At 59.5% G+C, this 22,728-nt stretch carries 16 protein-coding genes; 7 read left to right on the top strand and 9 right to left on the bottom strand.

Features of this window, described 5'->3' with window-relative positions; translation table 11 throughout:
- Window positions 1–173: 173 nt before the first annotated feature.
- Entirely contained in the window at window positions 174–1,694 is a 1,521-nt protein-coding gene (gene exaC / locus AC5SEM_RS22155) for an acetaldehyde dehydrogenase ExaC (protein ID WP_034153748.1), read from the bottom strand.
- A gap of 301 nt (window positions 1,695–1,995) precedes the next feature.
- Here exaC and AC5SEM_RS22150 point away from each other — a divergent pair, with 301 nt between their 5' ends.
- Window positions 1,996–3,909: a sigma-54-dependent Fis family transcriptional regulator gene (locus AC5SEM_RS22150; RefSeq protein WP_495471277.1), complete on the top strand. Its 1,914-nt coding sequence runs from the start codon at window positions 1,996–1,998 to the stop codon at window positions 3,907–3,909.
- A gap of 77 nt (window positions 3,910–3,986) precedes the next feature.
- Here the strand turns inward: AC5SEM_RS22150 and AC5SEM_RS22145 are convergent, their stop codons facing one another.
- Complete coding sequence (locus tag AC5SEM_RS22145; protein ID WP_495471001.1) at window positions 3,987–5,129, bottom strand: IS481 family transposase; 1,143 nt, start codon at window positions 5,127–5,129, stop codon at window positions 3,987–3,989.
- Window positions 5,130–5,560: 431 nt separating this feature from the next.
- On the opposite strand from AC5SEM_RS22145, the gene mpl reads away from it, so the two are divergent.
- From mpl to AC5SEM_RS22130, 3 genes are read left to right on the top strand one after another with little or no spacing between them, the layout of a single operon-like run.
- Window positions 5,561–6,910 (top strand): UDP-N-acetylmuramate:L-alanyl-gamma-D-glutamyl-meso-diaminopimelate ligase, encoded by a 1,350-nt coding sequence (gene mpl / locus AC5SEM_RS22140; protein ID WP_077574683.1) that lies wholly within the window; start codon window positions 5,561–5,563, stop codon window positions 6,908–6,910.
- Complete coding sequence (gene ubiX / locus AC5SEM_RS22135; RefSeq protein WP_007909567.1) at window positions 6,907–7,554, top strand: flavin prenyltransferase UbiX; 648 nt, start codon at window positions 6,907–6,909, stop codon at window positions 7,552–7,554. The genes mpl and ubiX overlap by 4 nt, the downstream gene beginning before the upstream one ends.
- Window positions 7,547–7,831 (top strand): YceK/YidQ family lipoprotein, encoded by a 285-nt coding sequence (locus AC5SEM_RS22130; RefSeq protein ID WP_077574682.1) that lies wholly within the window; start codon window positions 7,547–7,549, stop codon window positions 7,829–7,831. The genes ubiX and AC5SEM_RS22130 overlap by 8 nt, the downstream gene beginning before the upstream one ends.
- A 107-nt stretch (window positions 7,832–7,938) precedes the next feature.
- Here the strand turns inward: AC5SEM_RS22130 and AC5SEM_RS22125 are convergent, their stop codons facing one another.
- The 3 genes from AC5SEM_RS22125 to AC5SEM_RS22115 all read right to left on the bottom strand — a co-directional run bounded on the left by AC5SEM_RS22125 (window position 7,939) and on the right by AC5SEM_RS22115 (window position 10,903).
- Complete coding sequence (locus tag AC5SEM_RS22125) at window positions 7,939–8,580, bottom strand: oxidoreductase (protein ID WP_034153753.1); 642 nt, start codon at window positions 8,578–8,580, stop codon at window positions 7,939–7,941.
- A gap of 27 nt (window positions 8,581–8,607) precedes the next feature.
- On the bottom strand, window positions 8,608–10,335 hold the full coding sequence (locus AC5SEM_RS22120) for a C13 family peptidase (protein ID WP_495471276.1): 1,728 nt from the start codon (window positions 10,333–10,335) through the stop codon (window positions 8,608–8,610).
- Between the two features lie 112 nt (window positions 10,336–10,447).
- Window positions 10,448–10,903: a MaoC family dehydratase gene (locus AC5SEM_RS22115; RefSeq protein WP_034153755.1), complete on the bottom strand. Its 456-nt coding sequence runs from the start codon at window positions 10,901–10,903 to the stop codon at window positions 10,448–10,450.
- A gap of 181 nt (window positions 10,904–11,084) precedes the next feature.
- Between AC5SEM_RS22115 and AC5SEM_RS22110 the strand changes: the two genes are divergently transcribed.
- Genes AC5SEM_RS22110 through AC5SEM_RS22100 form a run of 3 tightly spaced genes read left to right on the top strand, consistent with a single transcriptional unit; the run spans window position 11,085 to window position 12,764 of the window.
- Window positions 11,085–11,447: a CidA/LrgA family protein gene (locus AC5SEM_RS22110; RefSeq protein ID WP_102899886.1), complete on the top strand. Its 363-nt coding sequence runs from the start codon at window positions 11,085–11,087 to the stop codon at window positions 11,445–11,447.
- Window positions 11,447–12,163 (top strand): LrgB family protein, encoded by a 717-nt coding sequence (locus tag AC5SEM_RS22105; protein WP_077574679.1) that lies wholly within the window; start codon window positions 11,447–11,449, stop codon window positions 12,161–12,163. Before AC5SEM_RS22110 ends, AC5SEM_RS22105 begins: the two co-directional genes overlap by 1 nt.
- 10 nt (window positions 12,164–12,173) lie before the next feature.
- Window positions 12,174–12,764, top strand: a complete 591-nt coding sequence (locus AC5SEM_RS22100; protein ID WP_495471275.1) for an LON peptidase substrate-binding domain-containing protein — start codon at window positions 12,174–12,176, stop codon at window positions 12,762–12,764.
- A 179-nt stretch (window positions 12,765–12,943) separates the two neighbouring features.
- On the opposite strand, the gene AC5SEM_RS22095 is transcribed toward AC5SEM_RS22100, so the two are convergent.
- The 4 genes from AC5SEM_RS22095 to AC5SEM_RS22080 all read right to left on the bottom strand — a co-directional run bounded on the left by AC5SEM_RS22095 (window position 12,944) and on the right by AC5SEM_RS22080 (window position 22,481).
- Window positions 12,944–14,920: a hypothetical protein gene (locus tag AC5SEM_RS22095; RefSeq protein ID WP_495471274.1), complete on the bottom strand. Its 1,977-nt coding sequence runs from the start codon at window positions 14,918–14,920 to the stop codon at window positions 12,944–12,946.
- A gap of 49 nt (window positions 14,921–14,969) precedes the next feature.
- Window positions 14,970–16,574, bottom strand: a complete 1,605-nt coding sequence (locus AC5SEM_RS22090; RefSeq protein ID WP_495471273.1) for a hypothetical protein — start codon at window positions 16,572–16,574, stop codon at window positions 14,970–14,972.
- A 308-nt stretch (window positions 16,575–16,882) separates the two neighbouring features.
- Complete coding sequence (locus AC5SEM_RS22085; RefSeq protein ID WP_495471272.1) at window positions 16,883–20,362, bottom strand: calcium-binding protein; 3,480 nt, start codon at window positions 20,360–20,362, stop codon at window positions 16,883–16,885.
- A gap of 52 nt (window positions 20,363–20,414) precedes the next feature.
- Window positions 20,415–22,481, bottom strand: a complete 2,067-nt coding sequence (locus AC5SEM_RS22080) for a hypothetical protein (protein ID WP_495471271.1) — start codon at window positions 22,479–22,481, stop codon at window positions 20,415–20,417.
- Window positions 22,482–22,728 lie beyond the last annotated feature (247 nt).

The following is a 22,728-nucleotide window of genomic DNA, read 5'->3' as shown; positions in this document are numbered from 1 at the left end:
GCCAGGCCATTGATGGTGTGTCAGACAGGACGCCTTCGCGAGCAGGCTCGCTCCCACAGTGGATTTGTGGCGAGCCTGTGTATGTGGTGCGGCACAACTCCCTTGTGGGAGCGAGCCTGCTCGCGAAAGCGGTTGAGCGGGCGACACAGAAATATCTGAGTCGCCCGAAGGTTTTAGAAGAAGCCCAACGGATTGATGTCGTAGCTCACCAGCAGGTTTTTCGTCTGCTGATAGTGATCTAGCATCATCTTGTGCGTCTCACGGCCCACGCCAGACTTCTTGTACCCGCCAAACGCGGCATGCGCCGGGTACAGGTGGTAGCAGTTGGTCCACACACGGCCAGCCTTGATCGCGCGGCCCATGCGGTAGGCGCGGTTGATGTCGCGGGTCCACAGGCCGGCGCCGAGGCCGAACTCGGTGTCGTTGGCAATGGCCAGTGCTTCGGCTTCGTCCTTGAACGTGGTGATGCTCACCACCGGGCCAAAGATTTCTTCCTGGAACACGCGCATCTTGTTGGTGCCCTTGAGCAGGGTCGGCTGGATGTAATAACCGGTCGACAGATTGCCCTCGAGTTTTTCCACCTTGCCACCGGTCAGCAGCTCGGCGCCTTCGCCCTTGGCAATTTCCAGGTACGAAAGGATTTTGTCGAATTGCTGCTCGGACGCCTGCGCGCCGACCATGGTGTCGGTGTCCAGCGGATCACCACGTTTGATTTGCAGGACTTTCTTCATGACGACGGCCATGAACTCGTCGTAGATCGATTCCTGCACCAGCGCACGGGATGGGCAGGTGCAGACTTCGCCCTGGTTGAAGAACGCCAGCACCAGACCTTCAGCGGCTTTTTCAATGAAGGTCGGCTCGGCCTGCATGATGTCTTCGAAGAAGATGTTCGGCGATTTGCCGCCCAGTTCCACGGTCGACGGAATGATGTTCTCGGCCGCGCATTTCATGATGTGCGAGCCGACCGGGGTCGAGCCGGTGAAGGCGATCTTGGCGATGCGTTTGCTGGTGGCCAGCGCTTCGCCGGCTTCTTTGCCATAGCCCTGGACAATGTTCAGCACGCCTGGCGGCAGCAAATCACCGATCAGTTCCAGCAACACGGTAATGCCCAGCGGGGTCTGCTCGGCAGGCTTGAGCACCACGCAGTTGCCCGCCGCCAGCGCCGGAGCGAGTTTCCACGCGGCCATCAGGATCGGAAAGTTCCACGGGATGATCTGGCCGACCACGCCCAGCGGTTCATGGATGTGATAGGCCACGGTGTTGCCGTCGATTTCGGCAGCGCTGCCTTCCTGGGCGCGCAGGCAGCCAGCGAAGTAGCGGAAATGGTCGGCGGCCAGCGGGATGTCGGCGTTGAGGGTTTCGCGGATGGCTTTGCCGTTGTCCCAGGTTTCGGTGATCGCCAGCAGTTCAAGGTTGGCTTCGATGCGGTCGGCGATTTTCAGCAGGATCAGCGAGCGCGCCTGCACGGAGGTCGCGCCCCACGCGTCGGCAGCGGCGTGGGCGGCGTCCAGTGCCTTGTCGATGTCTTCGGCAGTGGAGCGGGGGAATTCGGCAATCGGCTGGCCATTCACTGGCGAGGTATTGGTGAAGTACTGACCTTTGACAGGCGCGACGAACTCGCCGCCGATGTAGTTACCGTACTTGGCTTTGAACGAGACTTTGGCGCCTTCAGTACCGGGGTGAGCGTAACGCATGATGATGTTCTCCTTGGCTTTGTACTTATTAGAGAAACGCGCAAGTGCGCTTGCTATAAGCGTAGAGCAAAGGTCGGGCCACTGCCGTGCAGGGCAGGTAAATCAAGGGCTTGGCTGGTTTTTGTCGGACGAGCGGATTTTGCCTGTGACGGTTTCGGTACAGATGGGGTGACAGTTTGTACCGCTTTTGGCACAGCTAGTGACCGGGCAGTCTCGCCAGCATTGCAATGCGTCGGTGGCTGGGGGATGCTGGGCGTCACCTCAGCATTGGGCCGTCGAGCCTCGGGGAGAACAATAAGAAATGCACGACAACCATTTGAGTCGCCATGCCCAACAGGTTCTCACTGCTACCCAGGGCAAACCGCACCTGCACGGGCCCGGTGCCGATCCGTCGATTGCCCGTTCGTGGCTGCGCTGTCTGGAGGACTACCACCTCGACCCGGCGCTGAGCATGGCGCCGACTGTGCTCGAACACGGCAGGGTACTGGAAAGCCGCGAACGTCTGCAGCAGGTTCTACAGATCGCCGGCAATGAAATGAGCAGCCTGCATCAACAACTCTCCGGCGCCGGCCACGCGGTGCTGCTGACCGATGCGCGCGGGGTGATCCTCAACTGCGTCACCGCGCCCGCCGAACGCAAGATCTTCGAGCGCGCCGGCCTCTGGCTCGGTGCGGACTGGAGCGAAGCCTGCGAAGGCACCAACGGCATCGGCACCTGCCTGGTCGAACGTCAGGCGCTGACCATTCATCAGGATGAACACTTTCGCGGTCGCCACACCGGCCTGACCTGTTCGGCGAGCCCGGTATTCGACCCGCATGGCGAACTGCTGGCGGTGCTCGACGTCTCTTCGGCGCGCCATGACGTCTCGCGGCAAAGCCAGTTCCACACCATGGCGCTGGTCAACCTCTCGGCGAAGATGATCGAGAGTTGCTACTTCCTGCGCTGTTTCGATAATCAATGGTTGCTGCGCTTTCATCTGCAGGCCGAGTCCGTCGGGCTGTTCAGCGAAGGGCTGCTGGCGTTTGACGGCGAAGGGCGGATCAGCGCGGTCAACCAGAGTGCACTGAATTTGCTCGGGCATATTCGTGGCGGCTTGCTGGGGAAACCGGTGGAGGCGTTTTTCGACTGTTCGCTGGATGAATTGCTTGGCCGCGCGAGTGCCAATGCCAGTGCCAGTTGGCCGCTGCGCACTCGTGACGGGAGGCATTTGTTTGCGGTGTTGCGCGGGGAATCGCGTAAACCTGTACCGAGGGTATCGACACCGGTGGTCGCTGAGGCGCCGCGCCTGTCGGGCATCTGCCTCGGTGACGAGGCGTTGCAGGCCGACTTCCGCAAAGCCTTACGCGTTTTCGAACGTGATGTGCCGTTGTTGATCAACGGCGAAACCGGCTCCGGCAAGGAGGCCTTCGCCAAGGCTGTGCATCAGGCCAGCCAGCGTTCGAACAAAGCCTTCGTTGCGCTCAACTGCGCGGCGATTCCGGAAAGTCTGATCGAGAGCGAACTGTTCGGCTATCGCGGCGGCAGTTTCACCGGCGCACGCAAGGATGGCATGCGCGGCAAGTTGCAGCAGGCCGATGGCGGCACGTTGTTCCTCGATGAAATCGGCGATATGCCGCTGGCCTTGCAGACTCGTCTGTTGCGCGTGTTGGAGGATCGCCAAGTGGTGCCGATCGGCGGTGAGCCGGAGTCGGTCAACGTGCGGATCATCAGTGCCACCCACCGCAATCTGCTGGAGCGGGTAGCGGATGGCAGCTTTCGCGAGGATTTGTATTACCGGCTCAATGGGCTGGAAGTGGGGTTGCCGGCATTACGCGCGCGCAGTGATAAATCGCAGTTGCTGGATTTTCTGCTGGCCGAGGAGGCGGGCGGTGAAACGATAGTGATCGACGAGCCGGCGCGTGAGGCGTTGCTGGCGTTCAATTGGCCGGGCAATGTGCGGCAGTTACGCAATGTGCTGCGCACGCTGGCGGCGTTGTGTGATGAGGGGCGGATCGGGGTGGAGGATTTGCCGGTGATGATTCGGCAGGGGCGTCCAGTCCTTCCGTCAGCCGAGTCTGGCGAACACCCACTGGCAGACGCCGAGCGGATTGCCCTGCTTAAAACTCTGGAGCAGACGCGGTGGCATATGACGCATACGGCTGAGCAGCTTGGGGTTAGCCGCAATACCCTTTATAGAAAGCTGCGTAAGCATGGGATTGAGCGGCGAGCCAGTTAGAAAGCCCTCACCCTAGCCCTCTCCCTGTATGTACCGGACACATGGTGGACACATGTTCGGAGACATGGTGGACGGTTTTAGATCTTCTTACCTGCCGTTACGATCTGCAAGTTCAAGTCGATTCGGGCGATACGATGTCTACTCCAGTAGACATCGTGGATGCCGTCCTCCGTCGTCTCCCGGATAGCCACTGACCTCCCGTAAAACGCCTTTCCGACGGTGTATTCACGGTTACCCCAGTAGATCTCGCCCTTCACCTGAACCTTCCTGACCACATCCCCATCGTCGTATTCTGGCGCTGCCGGTTGTTCCTGATATTCCCGTGGGCTGCTGCTGTATCGAGTCGCAGGAACCTGCATGTCCAGTGCTTGATGCGGGCGCTTCTGGTTGTAAATATCACGCCAGATATCAAACGCCCGTTGTGCGTCGTCCAGATCGATGAAGAGCTGGCCTTGCAGAACTTCCCTTTTCAGGCTGCGGTGGAAGCGCTCTAGCTTTCCCTGGGTTTGCGGATGATAAGGTCGGGAGTGGCCGACCTTGATGCCCTGGCTCATCAGCCAGACCTCCAGCGCGGTATAAACGCCGGTTTGGTCACCCCATGGCGAACCGTTGTCCATCGTCATGCGCAGAGGCAGACCGTAGAGCCGAAAGGCCCGCATTAGTTGCTCCTGGACGGTTTGGCGCTGCTCATTGGCACACGCGGCGATGCACAGTGAGAACCGCGAGTGATCGTCCAGTATCGTCAGCGGATGGCAACGTCCGTGGTTCAGGCTGATATGGCCCTTGAAGTCCATCTGCCAAAGATCATTGGGCGCTTCATGCTCGAACCGGATAAACGGTTTAATCTCAGCAGTCTTTGGATCAACGCGCGAATGACGCTGTAAAACCGCATGCACGGTGCTGACCGAAGGCATCACTGCGCCGCTGTCTTCCAGCACGCGCTTGAGCTTACGAGCGCCCCAAACTGCGTACTCCTGACTCACGGTCAGTATCTGCTGCTCAACCTCGTCAGCGCAGCGTTTGGGTGATGTCTTTGGTCTTCGAGACTGATTGATCAATCCCTCTGCACCTGAGGTTTCAAACCTGCTGAGCCATTTGTAGGCAGTGCTTGGGCTGATGTTGAATCGGCGGCAAAGCTGCCGAACATTGACCCCTTCTTGCCGAGCCAAAAGCACGAATTCTGTACGAAGCTGCACGGTGGACACCTCTTCCCAAGACACAGGCCATCTCCTTCGCGATGAGCAATGTGTCTATTAAAATGTGTCCACCATGTCTCCGAACACCTGTCCACCATGTGTCCGGTACATACACTCCCAGAGGGAGAGGGGACTGACCGATTCGCTCTACTGATCTACGCCGACCTGAAATATAGAGCTGAACTCAGGATTTGAAAGCGACCGAGACCGGCTCCCTCTCCCGGAGGACCGACCGCGGTGTTCTGCCAGTTTACGCCGACCTGAAATATCGAGCCGAACTCAGGATTTGAAAACGACGCAGATCGGCTCCCTCTCCCTCTGGGAGAGGGCTGGGGTGAGGGCCGCAGTCTGCAGTCGAGTCGAGATGTTACGGCCCACCCACCCCGCCCCTCACCTAAAGAGTGCGATTTCCCCCTCCCTACGCTAACCTGCGGCCATGTTTTACGAGGTCGACTATGCACATTCATATTCTGGGTATCTGCGGGACTTTCATGGGCTCGATGGCGGTGTTGGCCAAAGAGCTGGGCCATCACGTGACCGGTTCCGACGCCAACGTCTATCCACCGATGAGCACACAGCTGGAAGCCCAAGGCATTCAGCTGACGCAGGGCTATGACCCGGCGCAGCTCGATCCGGCGCCGGATCTGGTGGTGATCGGCAACGCCATGTCCCGCGGCAATCCGGCAGTGGAATATGTCCTGAACAAAGGCCTGCCGTACGTCTCCGGCCCGCAGTGGCTGGCTGATCACGTGCTGCAAGGTCGCTGGGTGCTGGCGGTTGCCGGTACGCACGGCAAAACCACCACCAGCAGCATGCTCGCCTGGGTCCTGGAACACGCTGGCATGAGCCCGGGTTTCCTGATCGGCGGTGTGCCGCAGAACTTCTCGGTATCGGCGCGTTTGGGCGGTACACCGTTCTTCGTGATCGAGGCCGACGAATACGACAGCGCCTTCTTCGACAAACGCTCGAAATTCGTTCACTACCGTCCGCGCACCGCGATCCTCAATAACCTTGAGTTCGATCATGCCGACATCTTCCCGGATCTGCCGGCGATCGAGCGGCAATTCCACCACTTGGTGCGGACTATTCCGAGTGAAGGCCTGGTCATTCACCCGACCACCGAGCCGGCCTTGCAGCGTGTGATCGAGATGGGCTGCTGGACCCCGGTGCAAACCACCGGTGCTGGCGGTCAGTGGCAGGTCAAATTGCTCAGCGAAGACGGTTCGGCCTTCGAAGTAATGTTCGAAGGCGTGTCGCAAGGCACCGTCGAGTGGGAGCTGACCGGTCAGCACAACGTCGCCAACGCCTTGGCTGCCTTGGCGGCTGCGCGTCATGTGGGCGTGGTGCCGTCGATGGGTATCGCTGGCCTGAGCGCGTTCAAGAACGTCAAACGCCGCATGGAGAAGGTCGCTGAAGTACGCGGCATTACCATCTATGACGACTTCGCCCACCACCCGACTGCGATTGCCACCACCCTCGACGGCTTGCGCAAGCGCATCGGCGACGCACCACTGATCGCGATCATCGAGCCGCGCTCCAACTCGATGAAACTCGGCGCGCACCGTGACGGTTTGCCGGACAGTGTGGTCGATGCCGATCAGGTGATCTGGTACGCCCCGGCCAACCTCGGCTGGGACCTCGCCGGCACCGCCGCGCTGTGCAAAGTGCCGTCGATTGTCAGCGACTCGCTGGAAGGCATCATCGAACGCGTGAAGAGCCAGGCGCAGCCAGGCACGCACGTGGTGATCATGAGCAACGGCGGCTTCGGCGGCCTGCACGGCAAACTCGCCGAGGCGCTGCAATGAACACTCGTTTTGAGAGCAATGGCCCCGAACGCATCACGCTGGCAATGACCGGCGCGTCCGGCGCGCAATACGGTCTACGTCTGCTCGATTGCCTGGTGCGTGAAGACCGCGAAGTGCACTTCCTGATCTCCAAGGCCGCACAACTGGTGATGGCCACCGAGACCGATGTGACGCTGCCGCCGAAGCCACAGATGATGCAGGCCTTCCTGACCGAATACACCGGGGCTGCCGCCGGGCAGATCCGCGTGTACGGCAAGGAAGACTGGATGTCGCCGGTAGCTTCGGGGTCGGGCGCTCCGGCGGCAATGGTCGTGGTGCCGTGCTCAACGGGCACGCTGTCGGCAATTGCCACGGGCGCGTGCAACAACCTGATCGAACGCGCGGCTGATGTGACATTGAAAGAGCGTCGCCAGTTGATTCTGGTGCCGCGCGAGGCGCCGTATTCGAGTATTCATCTGGAGCACATGCTCAAGCTGTCGAACATGGGCGTGACCATTCTGCCGGCCTCGCCGGGTTTCTATCACCAGCCGCAGACCATTGACGACCTGATCGATTTCGTCGTGGCGCGGATTCTCAATCTGCTCGGCATTCCCCAGGACATGCTGCCGCGTTGGGGTGAGCATCATCTGAGCAGCGATGAATAAGCTGCTGGCGGTCGGGCTGGCGTTGTTGCTGACCGGGTGTGCGACGGCGCGCACGCTGGATGCGGCCAAGCCGGGTGCGCCGGTGGTGTATTCCGGAACGCGGCTGGATTTGTATGCTTTGAATGGCGGGTGCTGCGCGATGGACCGGTTCGGGGCTGAGGCGCCGAGCTATCCGGGGGTGGATCTGCCGGCGAGTGCCTTGCTCGATACGCTGTTGTTGCCGTTGTCATTGCTGACGGTGATAGGTGTGGGTTTTCAGGCGACTGGCGGATTGTAGGGGAGCGCTGCGCACTCCATTCGCGAGCAGGCTCGCTCCCACAGAGGGACGCGGTGCCAATGTGGGAGCGAGCCTGCTCGCGAAAGCTTTCTTCCAGGCGCTATAGATTATTTGCCTAGCTTGCGCAGTTCATCCGATTCGATCACCCGCACACCATCCTGCTCTTCCAGCGCCAACCGCCACATCGCCCGCGCCAATTGGCACGCTTCGATGCCACGGTATTTACCCGGAATCAGTTTCGACAACGGCCCGGCCAGCTGTTCGGCCAAGCGTGGCTCCGTGCGTTCGCCCAACAACAGTGACGGCCGGCAAATGGTCAGTTGCGGCCAGTCCTGCGCACGCAAGGCCTGCTCCATTTCGCCTTTGACCCGATTGTAGAAAACCGATGATTTCGGATCGGCGCCAATCGCGCTGATCACAATCAGGTGCCGCGCGCCCATCTCCCGCGCGCGCTTGGCAAACGCCACGACCATGTCCAGATCCACCGCGCGGAACGCCGCTTCGGAACCCGCCTGTTTGATGGTCGTGCCGAGGCAGCAATAGGCGATATCGACGCGGCCGCTGAGCTGCGGCAGAAACGCCTGCGGATCACCGACCGGGTTTTCCAGGTGTGGATGTTCTGCCAAGGGTCGACGCGAAGGGGCGAGCACGCGAGAAATCGTTGGCTCGTTGAGCAAACGGTCGAGTAGATGTTCACCGGTCAAACCGGTGGCTCCGGCAAGCAATACGTGCTGAGGCGTCAAGTACATAGTGTCTCTCCCTTGATACTGTTCAGCTTAGTTGCTCTTTATCGCTCCGTCGTTCAATGCAGCACTTTGCAAAGCTTTTCTTGCTTGCTGTTTGCGCAGCAGTTGCCAGTGCGACAGCACGGTTTTCGGTGCCCAGATCTGCGGCTCCGAGGCTTCGAAATTGTCCGCCAGTTCACGCTCGGCGACGGTGGCCTTGGCCAGTTTGAAGGCTTGCTCCAGATCATCGGTCTGGTTCAACGCTTGGGCGAACAGTGCGTCGCCGAAATAGGTGAAGTTGGCTTCTTCCGAGCAGCCGAAGGACACCCGATCCGCACGCGAGGCGGTCATGATCAGCGTGCGCTCGTCTTTCAACGCTGGGATAAAGCCGCCGGAGTAGCACGAGGAAATCACGATGATCTTGTCGCGATTTTTCAGCGGCGCCAGCACGGCGGCGAGTTCGTCGGCGGGCAGGTCGGCCAGTTCCATGCGCGGTTGGTCGAGCACCAGCTCATGCTCGGCGGTGCCGTGGCTGGTCAGGTAGATGAACAGCAAGTCTTCCGGGCCGCTGCGTTCAGCGAGGGTTTGCGCGGCGCGGCGCAGGTTTTCGCGCGTGGCCATCGGCCGGTCGCCGAGGTGGTCGCGGTGGTTGACCAGACGGATCTGGCCATAGGCGCCGAAGCGCGTGTTGAGCATATTGGCGACGTAGTCGGACTCGCGCAGGAACACGCTTTGCTTGCCGTCGCCACCGAGAGTCAGGGTGTACAGCTCGACCGCCGGGGTCGACGCCGGGATGGCGGCCAATGCGTCTTCGAGCAGACGACCCTGAGCGAGCAAACCGAGTTCGAGGGTGTCGGGCAGTAACTTGCCGTCGGCGTCGCGCACGCGCTGGCCGTTGATCCAGGTGCCGCTCATGACGCTGCCATCGGTCAGCACCAGGGTGCCGCGTCCGGCGTAGCTGTCATTGTCGAAGCCGCCGATGTAGAAGCTGCCATCAGGCAGGTTCAAACGGCCCTGACCGCTGAAGCGCCAGTCGCTGAACGCGCCGACGTAATGGCTGCCGTCGGCACCGATCAACTCGCCCTTGCCGGTCAGCGCGCCTTCCTTGAACTGGCCGAGCCAGACATCGCCGTCGGCGTTTTCGTAACGACCTTTGCCGTGCAGCTGATTGTTCTTGAAGCCGCCGACGTAGATATCGCCGTCAGCGCTGTTGAACGTACCGCTGCCTTCCAGCTGACCGTTGACGAAATGCCCGGTGAATGAATTACCGCTGGCGTCGCCGCGCTGGCCTTCGCCGTTCGGTTTGCCGTGGGCGAACTGGCCTTGATAGGAGCTGCCGTCGTCCATCTCCAGACGACCGAGCCCGGAATACTGATCAGCCTTGAATTCGCCACGGTAGGTCATGGCGTTTTCTTTCAGCGTGCCTTCGCCTTCGCGGCGGCCCTGCTTGAAGCCGCCGGTGTAGCTGCTGGCGTTGGTGGTCAGGCTGCCCTGACCGTCGAACAGGCCTTGCTGGAACTGGCCGCGATAGATCTCGCCATTGCTGCCATGCCATTCGCCCTGACCATGCCACTGGCCCTTGTCGAACTGCCCGGCATACCAACTGCCGTTGGGGTAGTCGACGCGGCCCTGACCTTGCAGCAAGCCATCGACCAGTTCACCGCGATAGCGTCCGCCATCGGGCAGGCGCGCATCTGGCGGCAACAGCGATTCGCCGTCGCCGCAAGCGGTGAGCATCAGGGTCAAGGCAAGGGGTGCAAGACGTGCAAGTGAGCGCATAGCGGGATCCGGGCAATTAGGCGACCGAGTATGCCGCAGCTATGTGAACTAATGCAGCCGGTAAAACCAGTGTTGACGCGAAACAGCGTGCGCTGCTTCGCATCCAGAACCATCAGACGAAGCAGAGCGACAGCGGTTCGGCGATATAGGCCGGTTTGTCCGAGCCTTCTATCTCCAGCGTCGCGGTGGCTTTGAGCAGCCACTGGCCCGGTTTTTTCTCAGTCACTTCGCCCAGATCGACCTTGAGCCGGACCTTGGAATTGACCTTCACTGGCTGGATGAAACGCACGCTGTCCAGGCCGTAGTTGACGACCATCTTCACGCCTTGCGGCAGCACGAGGATGTCTTCCATCAATTTCGGGATCAGCGACAACGACAGGAAACCGTGGGCAATGGTGCTGCCGAAAGGTGTTTGCGCGGCTTTGACCGGGTCGACGTGAATGAACTGATAATCACCGGTGGCTTCGGCGAACAGATTGATGCGTTCCTGATCGATGGTGAGCCATTCGGAACGTCCGAGTTCCTTGCCGACATAATCTTTGAGCTCTGCAACTGGAACATAGGGCATTGAGACTCTCCTTGGGTTCATCGGTTTTATAGTTTTTAAGGTGGGGGGATTTGACCTCCCTGCGAACCACTGTAGATCATCATGGCGATTTGCTCCGGTCAACCGACCATGCTTTTGGCGAATGCCGATCCATAGCGCAGGCGTGCTTATAATGCGGGCGACTTGTGGGGGGAGATGTCTGATGTTGCTACGTGGCCTGACCATGCTGGTGCTGTTCCAATTGCTCGGTACGGCGCTCAATCATTTGCTGTTGCCGGTACTGCCGGGGCCGATCATCGGCCTGCTGCTGTTGCTGGTCTTTCTGATCATTCGCGGTGAAGTCGGCGAGCCGCTGAATCTCGCGGCCGGCAGCCTGCTGCGTTATCTGCCGCTGCTGCTGGTGCCGCCGGCCGTGGGCGTGATGGTTTATGCGAGCGACATTGCTGCGGATTTCTGGGCGATTGTCGGCGCACTGGTGCTGTCGCTGATCCTGTCGATGGCCTTTGCCGGCGTGCTGATGCAGCGCCTGGTCAAGCGTCACGCGCCTGCGTCGGAGGAGTCCTGATGCTTTTCGACTGGCAAGGCGCCTGGGCTTCGGTGATTCATCATCCGTTGTTCGGTATCGGCATCACCCTCGGTGCCTATCAACTGGTGCTGGCGGCGTTCGAGAAAACCCGCTGGATCTTTCTGCAACCGGTGCTGGTCTCCATGCTGTTGGTCATCGGTGTGCTGGTTGGCTGCGGCCTGACTTACGCCGAGTACCGCAAGAGCACCGAGATCCTGAGCATTCTGCTCGGCCCGGCCACCGTGGCACTGGCGGTGCCGCTGTACCTCAACCTGCGACGTATTCGGCAATTGTTCTGGCCGATTTTTACTACGCTGGTGATAGGCGGGGTGGTGGCAACGGGCATGGGCGTGTTGCTGGGCTGGTGGTTCGGTGCCGAGCACATGATTCTGATGACCATGGCGCCGAAGTCGGTGACCTCGCCGATTGCCATGCTGGTGGCCGAACAGATTGGCGGCGTTGCGGCGCTGGCCGCTGTGTTCGTGCTGATCACCGGGGTGATCGGCGCGATCTTCGGCCCGGCGCTGCTGACTCGCCTCGGCGTGCACAGTCCCGAAGCGCGAGGCATGGCGCTGGGCATGACCGCGCATGCGGTCGGCACGGCGGTGGCCATGCAGGAAAACGATGAGTGCGGCGCCTTCGCGGCGCTGGCGATGAGTCTGATGGGCGTGGCCACGGCGGTGTTCCTGCCGCTGGCGGTGTCGATGGTGGTGTAAGGAAATGTCTATGAGTCTGCCGCTTTTTCCGTTGAACACAGTGCTGTTTCCCGGCTGCAACCTCGACTTGCAGATCTTCGAGGCGCGTTACCTCGACATGATCGGCCGCTGCATGAAACAGGGCGGCGGTTTCGGCGTGGTGTGCATCCTTGACGGCCACGAAGTCGGCGTCGCGCCTGAGGGTTTCGCGCTGGTCGGCTGCGAAGCGCGGATTACTGATTTCCAGCAGCAGGACAATGGTTTGTTGGGGATTCGCGTGCAGGGCGGACGCCGGTTCAATGTGTTGCGTACCGAGGTGCAGCGCGATCAGTTGATCCTCGCCGATGTCGAGTGGCTGGATGACGAGCCCGAGCAACCGCTACAGGACGAAGACGCTGATCTGGTGGCGCTGCTCAAGGCCTTGGCCGAGCACCCGATGGTGGAAGCGCTGAACATGGGCACCGAGGCGCTCGGTCAGCAATCGCTGGCCAATCAGTTGGCCTATCTGCTGCCATTCGCCGAAGAAGACAAGATCAACCTGCTGCAACTCGACGATCCACAACAGCGGCTGGATGCGATTCAGGCGTTGCTCGATGAGCTGCAAGGCGAGTTGTTTGCCTAGTTGTACTTTGAATTGACTGGCCGGCGTTGCCAGCATTGTCTTGCTGTTGTCTTTGTCTTGATTTCGGACACTACGCCTTCAATGACAAACCGGCGACATTCGTGATCAAGTTGTCCAGGTAAAGCCACGACTGTTCAATAAAAGGCGCCGTTCATTAGTGAGATGAATGGCGCCTTTTTTCAGGCTCGGTAATGTTCGGCCACTGGCCAGATCACGTCGTTGGAGTACGTGTTTTTGCCCTTGGGCAATAGCAGGACAACACCGCCGGAGCCGGCTATTTGATTGATCAAACCGTCATAAGCAGTGCTGCCATGCCAGTAGACATCGTTCCCGTCGGTACCCGCCCACGTGGCTTTCTCTATCGCCTCGGCGTCGTCACCGGCCTGCCGCAAAATATCCTCGACTCTGGCGGCCTTGCTCAGGTCCGAACTCACCAGCCAGATCCTTTCTGCACTGATGCCTCGCGTTGGCATTGATATCCGGCCTTCCAGTCTGTCGCCGTCAAAATCCCTGTCGTTCAGATAGATGTTTTCCACTCGCGGGACTACTTCAATGCCGCGGGTGTCGATGACATACAGGAAGCCAAGTGTCTGGTTGCGCCGCAGCAATGGATAGTCGCGGGAGTCATCCATTTCAAACGATGTATCAGACTCCGCTGCTGAACTGTGTCGATTTCCGCTCGACGAATCACTGTCAGAAAAATGCCCCGGATAACGGTTGGCCTGGCTGTTGTAATGCCGAGGGTTGGAGTAGTAATCAAAGCCCATGTAAGTCAAACCATTGCCCGCACTAAATGTCACGCTGAAAGCCGATTTGGTCGTGGAGTCGGAAGGGTTGCCCCTCAGCTTGATCAACCGCTCGTCCCGTGCCAGCTCAAAAGGCGTGCGCAAGTCGGCGCGAAACATGGCCGGGATGTCCGTTCGGTACAGGTAGTCATGCTTGTTGCGTTTATAGCCTGCATGTTCCAGGTAGCTTTTCAGGAAGCTTTCTTCGTAGCGTTGTTCAACGGGAGGCAAGTCATAGGTATGTTTTTCGCCTTCTTCTCTGAGTCTGAGACTGAAAGGGCCCAGCTCTTGCGCAATCAGCTCAAACCGCTTGTCGTCCAACGTGTTTTGAGTGAGTTGTTTGTGCTGTTCTGCCCATTCGGGAAAGCCGTTTTCCATGTCCGGTCGCAAGCGTTTTTGCTGAGCGTTGCTCAAGTTGTAGCTGCGCAAGAGTTCAGCACACTCACTTCGAGTTTTCTGCGGGTGGGACCACTTCATGGAATCCATGAGGAATTTCTGGTGATTGTCATTATCTGCACGTGTTGCCCATTCCGGCGGTCTGCCACTGGCTTGGGCTTCGGCACGAAACGCCACAACTTCTGCACCATGGATGCTGTATACGTCCCATATTTCGCCATCGGTCCAGTGCGCAAGTTTTGCCGGTACGGAGCCATCTCCGCGAGATTCATTCGGGTCAACTTTAACCAGCCTGCCATGTTCACCAAGCAGGGCGAAGCCGACATTTGTGCGTGTGACCACCCGTCCTTGATACGGTAGGTCGGCCCATTCGTTGACCGTGTAATAGCCTTGGGCATCTGGCAAAGGACGAGAGTAAGAGTTACCCCTGTCATTTAGGGTGTAGCGCTCAGGAGGGTAGTACTCGACGGGCTTGTGCAAACTCCAGAGATTGCTGCCGGCCACTCGATAAAGCGGCGGGCCGGAGGGAACCCGCTCACTGGGCAATTTCGCCCGGTGTGTCTTGATCAAGTCGTGAAACGCCACCATCACCGTCAGCCCGGCGGCTGATCCGTCCTCATTGGCGATGTCTGCGAACTGTCGTCCCTTGTAGCTCTTCAGCCCGTCGGCATCGTGGCCCAGTGTCTGGTCAACGCTTTGCAAATAGGGCTCCAGAGGTGATGTCGTTGCAGGCTGCCGGGGCGCCTGCGTCTCGAGCATCTGCGTGATTGTTATGGCGGGCTCCGTTCTCGTGTTGCGGCCAGGAGAGCTATCGGAATCAATGCCCGGCAACTCGTTCGAGGCATCCGTTCTGACGCGGCCGGGCAAACGCGAATCGAGGTCGGCTGGCCGATCGTAGGGCGCAGGACGGGATGTCGATGTTCCCGGTGTTTCAACTGAGGGGGATGGGCGCAGCGGCCCGGGTTTCTGGCGCATAAAAGTCACTCCATGTGGTTGAGTCAGCCATCCGTTGGCTGAATTGGGTTCAAGGCCGGTCGTGCTCGGGGACCGGCCAGACGACATCATCGGCGAACGTCTTGTCGCCTTTGGGCAGATCCAGTATCACGCCGCCTGAACGGGCGATGTCGTCGATCAGGCTGTCATAGGCGTTGCTGCCAAAGTAACCAGCGACGCGGTTGTCGGTTCCCGCCCAGGTCGCCTGTTCGATTGCCGTGACACGGTCACCTGCTTGCTGCAGCACATCCTTGACCCGGGCGGCGCGGGTCAGGTCGGAATGCACCAGCCAGATGCGCTCTGCACTGATGCCGCGTGTAGGCGTGGAGATATGACCCTCCATGTCGTCGAAGAGGAACTTGCCGTTGCCGGGGTTGAACGCCTTGTTTTCCGCTCCCGGCACCACTTCCATGCCTCGGGTATCAATGGCGTACACAAAGGATGTCGTTTGCTGACGTCGCGTGGATTCATAACCTTTCGAATCATCGAAAACGAACGAGCTGTCAGAGTCGACCTCGTCGCCGGTCCGTTTACCGTCCGAGACTGAACTGCTGCCCGAATCGGAGGACTCGCCGGTACGTGCTTGCGAACGCTGCGGATTCACCCCGGGAAAAAGATTGGCCTGCGAGTTGTAATGCAGCTCGTGATAGAAGCCGCCCCGGGTCGCCGCGTAGGCAGTGGCGTCATGCAGCCCGAAGGTTGCACTCAACGCGCGTTTGTTGGTGGTGCCCGTGGGATTGCCTTTGCGGTACATCATTCGCCCGTCCCTGGCCAATTCGAACGGTAGTCGTGTTTCGCCGCGGAACATCGCCGGGATGTCGGTGCGGTACAACATGTTGTGTTTACTGCGCAGGTAGCCGAGATGGGCCGCGTAGTCAGCTAAAAAACTGTCGCTATAGCGGGTGGCGGGCCAGTGATGATTGAGGGCCAACCCTTGGGATCGCAAGTCTTGAACATAGTTGTCCAGCTCCTCGCCGATCAGTTTGAAACGCTGTTCATTGCTGGCGTCGAGTGTCTGGCGTTTATGTTGTTCGGCCCACTGCGGTATCGGCCCATGACCGAGCTCTTCTCGAAGCTGGCGCAGTTGGACTTTGCTCAGGTTATAGCTGCGCTGTAATTGCAGGCGCTGCTCGAGCGTGAGCTGTGGATGCCGCCACTTCAAGGAGTCGGCGACGTGCCTGTAGTCCTCGGTGTTCTGCACCCGCAGGGCCCACTGCGGTGGTTGGCCGTTTTTCTCTGCCTGCTCACGGAAGTCCGCCAACTGCGTGTCTTGCAGAATGTACATCTGCTGGATGTCCTGATCAGTCCAGTGCGCGAGCTTCGCCGCTGGCGGCATTGGGCTTTTTGCCAGGCTCCAGAGATTGTCCTGGGCTCTGCGATAAACCGGCGGGCCGGGCGCCAGACGTCTGAACGAAATGACCCGGTAGGCCTTGAGGTCCGCATCGTATTGAACACACACGTGATGCAGACCCTCTGTGCCCGCAAGCTGCACGTCAACCCAGTCTTTGCCCAGATAACTGCGGATGCCGGCCGCATTCGGTGCCGGCATGTCGCCAAAAAACGGATGCGCGTAATCCTCAAGTGAACCCGCCGCAAAGAATCCCGTGTCGGCGCGGGTGGCCGGTGAAACACTCACTTCGATTGCCCGGGAGACTGACCGGGACGTACCCGGCTCATCCTGGCGCGGTCGTTTTGGCGAGGAGGGCTCGTCGGGCGAAAAAACACTGCTGGGTGTTTGCAGAGTCGGGGTGTCGGTCGAGCGGTTTAGCGGCGGTGAAGAACTGGCCGCTCGGTCGACGGGTGGGGACTTTGAGCGTGGGCCGGGTTTTTGTCGCATTGGCAGTCACTCCCTGTGGATAAGTCAGCCTTCCGTTGGCTGAACTGGATAGGCGCCGGTGTGGGCCTCTGCTCACGCCCGCGTACGGTTTTTTGGTTGCTCGGAACTCAGGTTTGCGCGGGCGGCAGGATCTGAAGATCTTCCGGTTTGATTCGCGCAAGGGGATCACTGTCCAGGCCCCAGTACTTTCTTACGCTGCTGTAAAACACCGTGCCGGATTTCCCGGGGGCGAAACCGATGTGGGTGACATGAACTTTCGCCGCCAGTTCGTGGCGTTGATGATGTGCATCGATGTCGGCCACCAGGGCTTCGACACTGGCATACCCACGCGCATCGACGACGTACAGTTGGAGCACTTCAAACAGCAGGGAAATCTCATAAACGTTGCCCGCTGAAGTCACTACGCTGACTGACTCCACCGGGGCATCGTCGTCGATATCCGGCAGTTCGACGGTCACGCTGGCGATGTACAAGCGGTTGCCTTCGAGTTTTATATCTGCGCGTGCTACCCGTTCTTTCAACGTCCGGGTGTAGAGGTTCCAGGCCGAGGCATCGGCGGTTTTTGCCGCGGCGCCAGGCGTCGAAATACGAATGATCGAATTGCTTGCCAGCAGTACGTCATAAGACGAACTCTGGCCTTCGAGTACATAAATGCCGGTGTGGGATCGCGCTTCAATGGTGATCCGGCTGGGGTGTGCGGTCAGCACGGGTTTTACGCTCGCCAACGGTCGGACAAAGCGATAGCTGCCATTGCGTCGCTGGAGAAAACTGCGGGTGCTGAGAACGCGAATTCCGGGATTCTTTACATCGTCTTCATAGTCCAGTTCGGGAACTTGAAGCCGGTAGGAAATACCGTCCTGCATGATCAACACCACGTCTTGCACCAGACGGGGCGTGGTGACTTTCAGGCTGTTTCTGCCGCTGTAACCTGTGGCCGCCGGGATGGGCTGAACGATGCCTTTGAAGGTCAGCACTTTCGATGGCAGCAGGACGGACAGGTTGATGTCGCGGTAGTACAAGTGAGTGTTGCCGGAGACGCCTTTGCGCACTTGCACTTCATAAGTGAGCAGTACATCGACAATGTCGGCGTTGTTGAACGCGAGAAAAACCGAGCGGGATGTTTCGGGTGTATCGCGCCGGGCGACAAACTCCACCGGACGATCAGTGCGCGACACGAAATGCCGCTTCATACCGTCTTCCGCGATTTCGACAGTGCCACCATTGATGATATGTACAGCCGGTGCCGGTTGGCCAATGACGGTGACGGCGGGCTCGACAGACAGAGTCGGTGCATCCCCCGGCTCCTTGGGTAGCTGGGCCCGCAGCTCATAGCCATCCGCGGTCTTGAAGGTGAACTGATCGTTCTTCAGTTGGCGTTTGCCATCGATCCACTGGTAGACATTTTCGATCGTCAGCACATGCTCGGGATCGTTGCCATCCTTGCCGCGCAGGGAGCTGACCACCAGCGATGTGCCGACGATCTGCCAGCGCTGAATGATGTCTGCCGGCCAGCCGAATTCGATCAGGCTCGACTGTTCGCCATCCTCGACGAGGGTCGTTCGCGCATTGCTGCTGGCGATGTAGTAGCGGTCCGCGCCAGTACCGCCCTCGACCCGACAGTCCAGCCCGTAGATAGCGATCGTATCATCGCCCGCGCCCGCGCTGATGCGATCGTAGCCGTTGGCCGCAATGCGATTGGCCGCGTCGTTGCCGGTGACGCGGCTGGTGCCTTTGCGCAGGGTCGAGACGTTCTCGATCGAGGTGAGTTGCGCGACGTCGACAGCATCGACAGTCGGATCAAGGCGCCGCAAAGCGACTCTGCCGCTGTGCAGATCGATGTCGTGGCCGATGTGGCGGGTATCGCTGAGCGGCCGGCTGCCTTCAAAGGCCAGCGTGTCGGAACCGGCACCGCCATCGAGCACATTGAGATGGGGTGGTTTGCGGAGGCGGTTCAATTCCTTTTCGGTGACGTCCTGATAAAACGCATCGTTTTTGTCGCCACCGGTCAGCGCTTTGTGATCGTCGCGATAGCTGAACAGATTGGCTTTGTTCTTTACGCCGATGACCCGGTCATTGCCGCTGCCCAGGCGCCAGAAAACGCCTTTGTCGTCGCCGGCGCTGCCCGATACTTTGCCCTTGAGATTGACGGGCAGTCCGTTGCCGGCATCGATCTCGTCGTCGCCCTCGACAATGGCGGCCTGACTGTCGAGCTTGAACGGTTGTTCGCCGGCGCTTTCATCCCACTGGTAGCGCCAGAGTTCCACGGGCTTGAGCTCAACCTGGAAAGCGCCGTTGATCACGTGTTCGATGGAGTGCTTGTACGCGCCCTCGAGCATGTCCCTGGCCGACACGTCGAGCTGCTTCTGGTAATCATGAAACCCCTTGGAGAGCTTGAAGCGATCCATGACCTCTTTGTCCAGTTCCTGGCGGGTAAAGGCGAACCAGCCTGAGCGCATGCGTTCTTCAAAGGTCAGTTCAATGTAGTCATCGATGTCGTCCACCACCCGGGCTGCCTGGTAGATGATCGAGGCTGCGATGAGCAACCCGGCGGCGACCAGACCGACAGGGCCGGCAATACTGCCAAAACCGGCCAGTGCGGCGACACCCAGTACCAGGCTCAAGCTCGCACCCGCTACGCTCAAGCCGCCGCTGACATAGTGATCCTGTGCTTCTTTGCCCTGTGCTGCGGCGGCGGCATTGAATGATTTGATAGCGTCGGCGATGTCGAAGGGCAGGGTGATTGCGCTGGCGAACATCCCGGCCCCCCGGCTCATGTATTTGCCCATCGACGTCAGCGGGAAATACTTCAGCGCGGTGCCGCCGTTTCTCAGCATCGCCTCACCGGTTTTGGTCAGTCCCCGCTCGATGATCAACGAGCCGAATTCGGCGGCGATGGAGCCGCCCTGAAAAATCGCCTCTAGTGTGTCGCCAGCCTTGATCGCATCGATCATGGCCTTGTAACCGCTGTAGATGCCGAATGCCTGCATGCCCACGCCAGCGCCGCTGAGCAGATAGCTTTTGTTTTTGCTGATCCAGCCCGGCGCGTTTTCCAGCGCGTCGACCCGGTGAATGTCGAGTTTCTGCGCGGCCTTGCCCAACTGATTCAGGCGATCCATTGCGCTGCCGGGGTCAATGGCGGTGTCGGCGACGAACAGCGGTGCGGCATCGACGGAACGTTTGCAGGCGATTTCATAGAACAGCATGGCCGCGACGCCGCTGTCGGCGATGTCCGCCGATTTCACCCGCGCCTGCACCTTGTCTGCGTCGAAGTTGAGCCCGTCGATAAAGCCTTGATCCGCGCGCTGCATGCCGGCATTCGCCGGACTGATGGCCTCGCCGTGGACTGTCGCACCCATGGCCTGCAGTTCGACACGGCTGGTCATCACTTCACCGATGCGCAACGGGCCGAAATGCTTGTCGAGGGATTTTAGCGTGCGCCGCCAGGCAGCATCTGCATCATCGGGCGTGATTGCGCTGTTGAGTATCCCGGCCTGGGGCGCATGGGGATTGGCCGAAGCGTTGATGGGCGTGACCTGAACGGGACTGAAGTTGGCCATTTGCAGGGGCGGGCTAATCATTTTTGACATGTCATTAATCCTTTAATGATGAGGTTTGCGCGCCGGTGTCCGTACCGGTGTGTCACGCGTCTTGAGTCAGTGTTTTTTCCGGTTCAGGCCAGCGGATGTCATCGGCGAATTCGTCGCCGTTGCCGGAGAGCCTGAGCACGGGTTTGCCGGCGGTCTCGGCTTTATCGATCAATTGGTCGTATTCGAATTTGTTGCGGTGGCCGGCATGGGTGGCCGCTTCGATGCGCTCGGCGCTTGCGCCGGCCTGTTCCTTGATGTGATCGATCTGTACTGCTTTGGTCAACGCAGAGTTGATCAGCCAGATACGATCGCTATCCAGACCGCTGCGAGTCACCGAGATCAGCCCTTCAAAGTCGTCGGACGGAAACCACGTCGGTTTTGTGTCGCGGGCTGCCGAGTTGAAACTCATGTTTTCTTCATGGGGGACCACTTCCAGATGGCGGGTGTCGAGCGCATACAGAAACATTTCTGCCTGCCGTGTCCGGGTTGGTTCGTAGTGACGGTCGTGATCCCAATGGATCGGACTGTCCGGTTCAGACCAGTCGGAGGAGGTGCTGCTGTGCGAGTCACTGCTATCACTTTCCGAGCCGCTGTCGTCGGCAGTGCGTCCCGGGTACTTGTGAGTCTGGCTGTTGTAAAGCAAGTATTCGGCGGAAGGATTGCGAGCGTACATCTGCCCTTCGTTGAGGCTGAAAGTGGCGCTCATTGGCTTGTGTGTGGTGGCGCCGGGTTCATGGTGATAGCGCGGCAGCATGAAGCCGTCATTGGCAAGCTCGAACGGTGTGCGCTCATCGCCACGGAACAGTGCCGGGACGTCGGTGCGGTACAGGCAATTGTTCTTGTTGCGCAGATAGCCGAGTTTCTTCAGCAGTGCTTCGCGCACTTCCAGGGTCAGGCTGGTTTCGGGGCTGTACCAGTCATGGCGGGCATCGCGTTTGAGGTTGAGCTCATTGACGGCCTCCTGGCTCCACTTCTCCAGGCGCCGGGGATTGCTGACCTCTTCAGTCAGACGTTTATGCACCTGAGCCCATTGCGGGATTGTGTGTCCAGCCTTCAGGTCTTGCCGCAGACGCGTCAATTGGCTGGGCAGCAAATTGTAGGATTGCAGCAAGGCCTCGCGCTGCTTCAACGTCATGCCCGGATGCAGCCAGCGCAAAGCGTCACGCGCCAGGTCGTTGGCCGGATTATCCGTCGTGACGGACTCTGCCCATTGCGGTGCCCTGCCGTGAGTTTGCGCTTCGGCGCGGAACCGTCGGATATCCTCACCCTGAATGCCGTACAACTGCCATATCTCGTGATCGGTCCAATGCTTCAGATGCGTGGGTTGTGCCCCAAAGCCTGCCACCGGTGGATCGACTTCGATCCAGTTGCCGAATCGATCCTTGAAAGCAAACCGGGTGTCAGCGGCGTCGGTCTTGCGAATCGGCGTGAACACGTAATAACCCTGGGCATCCGGCGAACGTGACGAGTGTGCGTAGAGGCGCAGATCAATGAAGGTCGGCGTGCTCGCAGCGCGAGGGTGCTTGGCTTCTGGCTCGCTGGCGACGGCAGCCGGGCGTTTCTGCGATGTGCCGGGTGTCGGCGGTCGCTCATTGCCCACGGCCGTTATTTCGCTGGCCTGCTCGCTCAGGCGCCAGGTTGGCCGGCCATCATTCTTGTAAAGGCGTGGGCCGGAAGGTTGGCGTTCGGTCAGCAGTTTGCTGCGAAAGAGGCCGGACTCATCGAAGCCGACATGGGTGGTGTGCAGGTTGCCTTGGTATTCGACGTCGACAAATCTTCGCCCGACGATCCAGCGAAAACCGTCGCTGTCCGCCGGCTTCATGCCGCGCAGAAAATCGTCGTTCAGCCAGTACTTGGCTGCGGAGCCATCGTGGACGGGGAGGGTTTGGCTTGTGGTCGGCATTTCGTGGATGACCACGGCGGGCGTCCGGGGCAAATCTGTCACGGGGCGGGCGCCAGTGTCAGGCATCGGGTTTGCGTAATCGGGAAAACCGGGCAGTCGATAGCCAGTCTGTGTACCGGTCGCCAGCGGTGTGTCGGGGCGTGAGGTTGCAGGGTTGGCCTGCTCGGGTTGTTGCACTGCGGAAAGAGGCGGTTTGCGCGGTATTTTCGGACTCATGACTCACTCGAAATCAATTGATCCTTAGAACCCTCAATATTTGTAAAACTTGTTTTTCGAGGAAGTTGTAATGATCAATATTTAAGTTGGGGGGTGAATTGGTCGAGTCAATCTAACCGCTTTTCAGACGCGTGGAAGTCATTAGTGTCTGGTTGTTTGTTAAATGTGTAACTTGGATTTTGTTTGGTTTTTTTGCGGGAAGTTGTCGTTTGGTTACTAAAGAAAAGTTACCGGAGAGGGGAAGGTT

This window comes from Pseudomonas sp. CH61, from assembly GCF_059429415.1.
This window is presented reverse-complemented; position numbering and strand designations above follow the sequence as displayed.

What these genes read in the sequence shown, in the direction of transcription:
- AC5SEM_RS22080 (WP_495471271.1), bottom strand. Translation starts at nt 22,481, where the DNA reads ATGAGTCCGAAAATACCGCGCAAACCGCCTCTTTCCGCAGTGCAACAA.
- AC5SEM_RS22105 (WP_077574679.1), top strand. Translation starts at nt 11,447, where the DNA reads ATGCTTTTCGACTGGCAAGGCGCCTGGGCTTCGGTGATTCATCATCCG.
- AC5SEM_RS22095 (WP_495471274.1), bottom strand. Translation starts at nt 14,920, where the DNA reads ATGCGCCAGAAACCCGGGCCGCTGCGCCCATCCCCCTCAGTTGAAACA.
- AC5SEM_RS22115 (WP_034153755.1), bottom strand. Translation starts at nt 10,903, where the DNA reads ATGCCCTATGTTCCAGTTGCAGAGCTCAAAGATTATGTCGGCAAGGAA.
- exaC (WP_034153748.1), bottom strand. Translation starts at nt 1,694, where the DNA reads ATGCGTTACGCTCACCCCGGTACTGAAGGCGCCAAAGTCTCGTTCAAA.
- AC5SEM_RS22130 (WP_077574682.1), top strand. Translation starts at nt 7,547, where the DNA reads ATGAATAAGCTGCTGGCGGTCGGGCTGGCGTTGTTGCTGACCGGGTGT.
- AC5SEM_RS22120 (WP_495471276.1), bottom strand. Translation starts at nt 10,335, where the DNA reads ATGCGCTCACTTGCACGTCTTGCACCCCTTGCCTTGACCCTGATGCTC.
- AC5SEM_RS22100 (WP_495471275.1), top strand. Translation starts at nt 12,174, where the DNA reads ATGAGTCTGCCGCTTTTTCCGTTGAACACAGTGCTGTTTCCCGGCTGC.
- mpl (WP_077574683.1), top strand. Translation starts at nt 5,561, where the DNA reads ATGCACATTCATATTCTGGGTATCTGCGGGACTTTCATGGGCTCGATG.
- AC5SEM_RS22110 (WP_102899886.1), top strand. Translation starts at nt 11,085, where the DNA reads ATGTTGCTACGTGGCCTGACCATGCTGGTGCTGTTCCAATTGCTCGGT.
- ubiX (WP_007909567.1), top strand. Translation starts at nt 6,907, where the DNA reads ATGAACACTCGTTTTGAGAGCAATGGCCCCGAACGCATCACGCTGGCA.
- AC5SEM_RS22085 (WP_495471272.1), bottom strand. Translation starts at nt 20,362, where the DNA reads ATGTCAAAAATGATTAGCCCGCCCCTGCAAATGGCCAACTTCAGTCCC.
- AC5SEM_RS22125 (WP_034153753.1), bottom strand. Translation starts at nt 8,580, where the DNA reads ATGTACTTGACGCCTCAGCACGTATTGCTTGCCGGAGCCACCGGTTTG.
- AC5SEM_RS22150 (WP_495471277.1), top strand. Translation starts at nt 1,996, where the DNA reads ATGCACGACAACCATTTGAGTCGCCATGCCCAACAGGTTCTCACTGCT.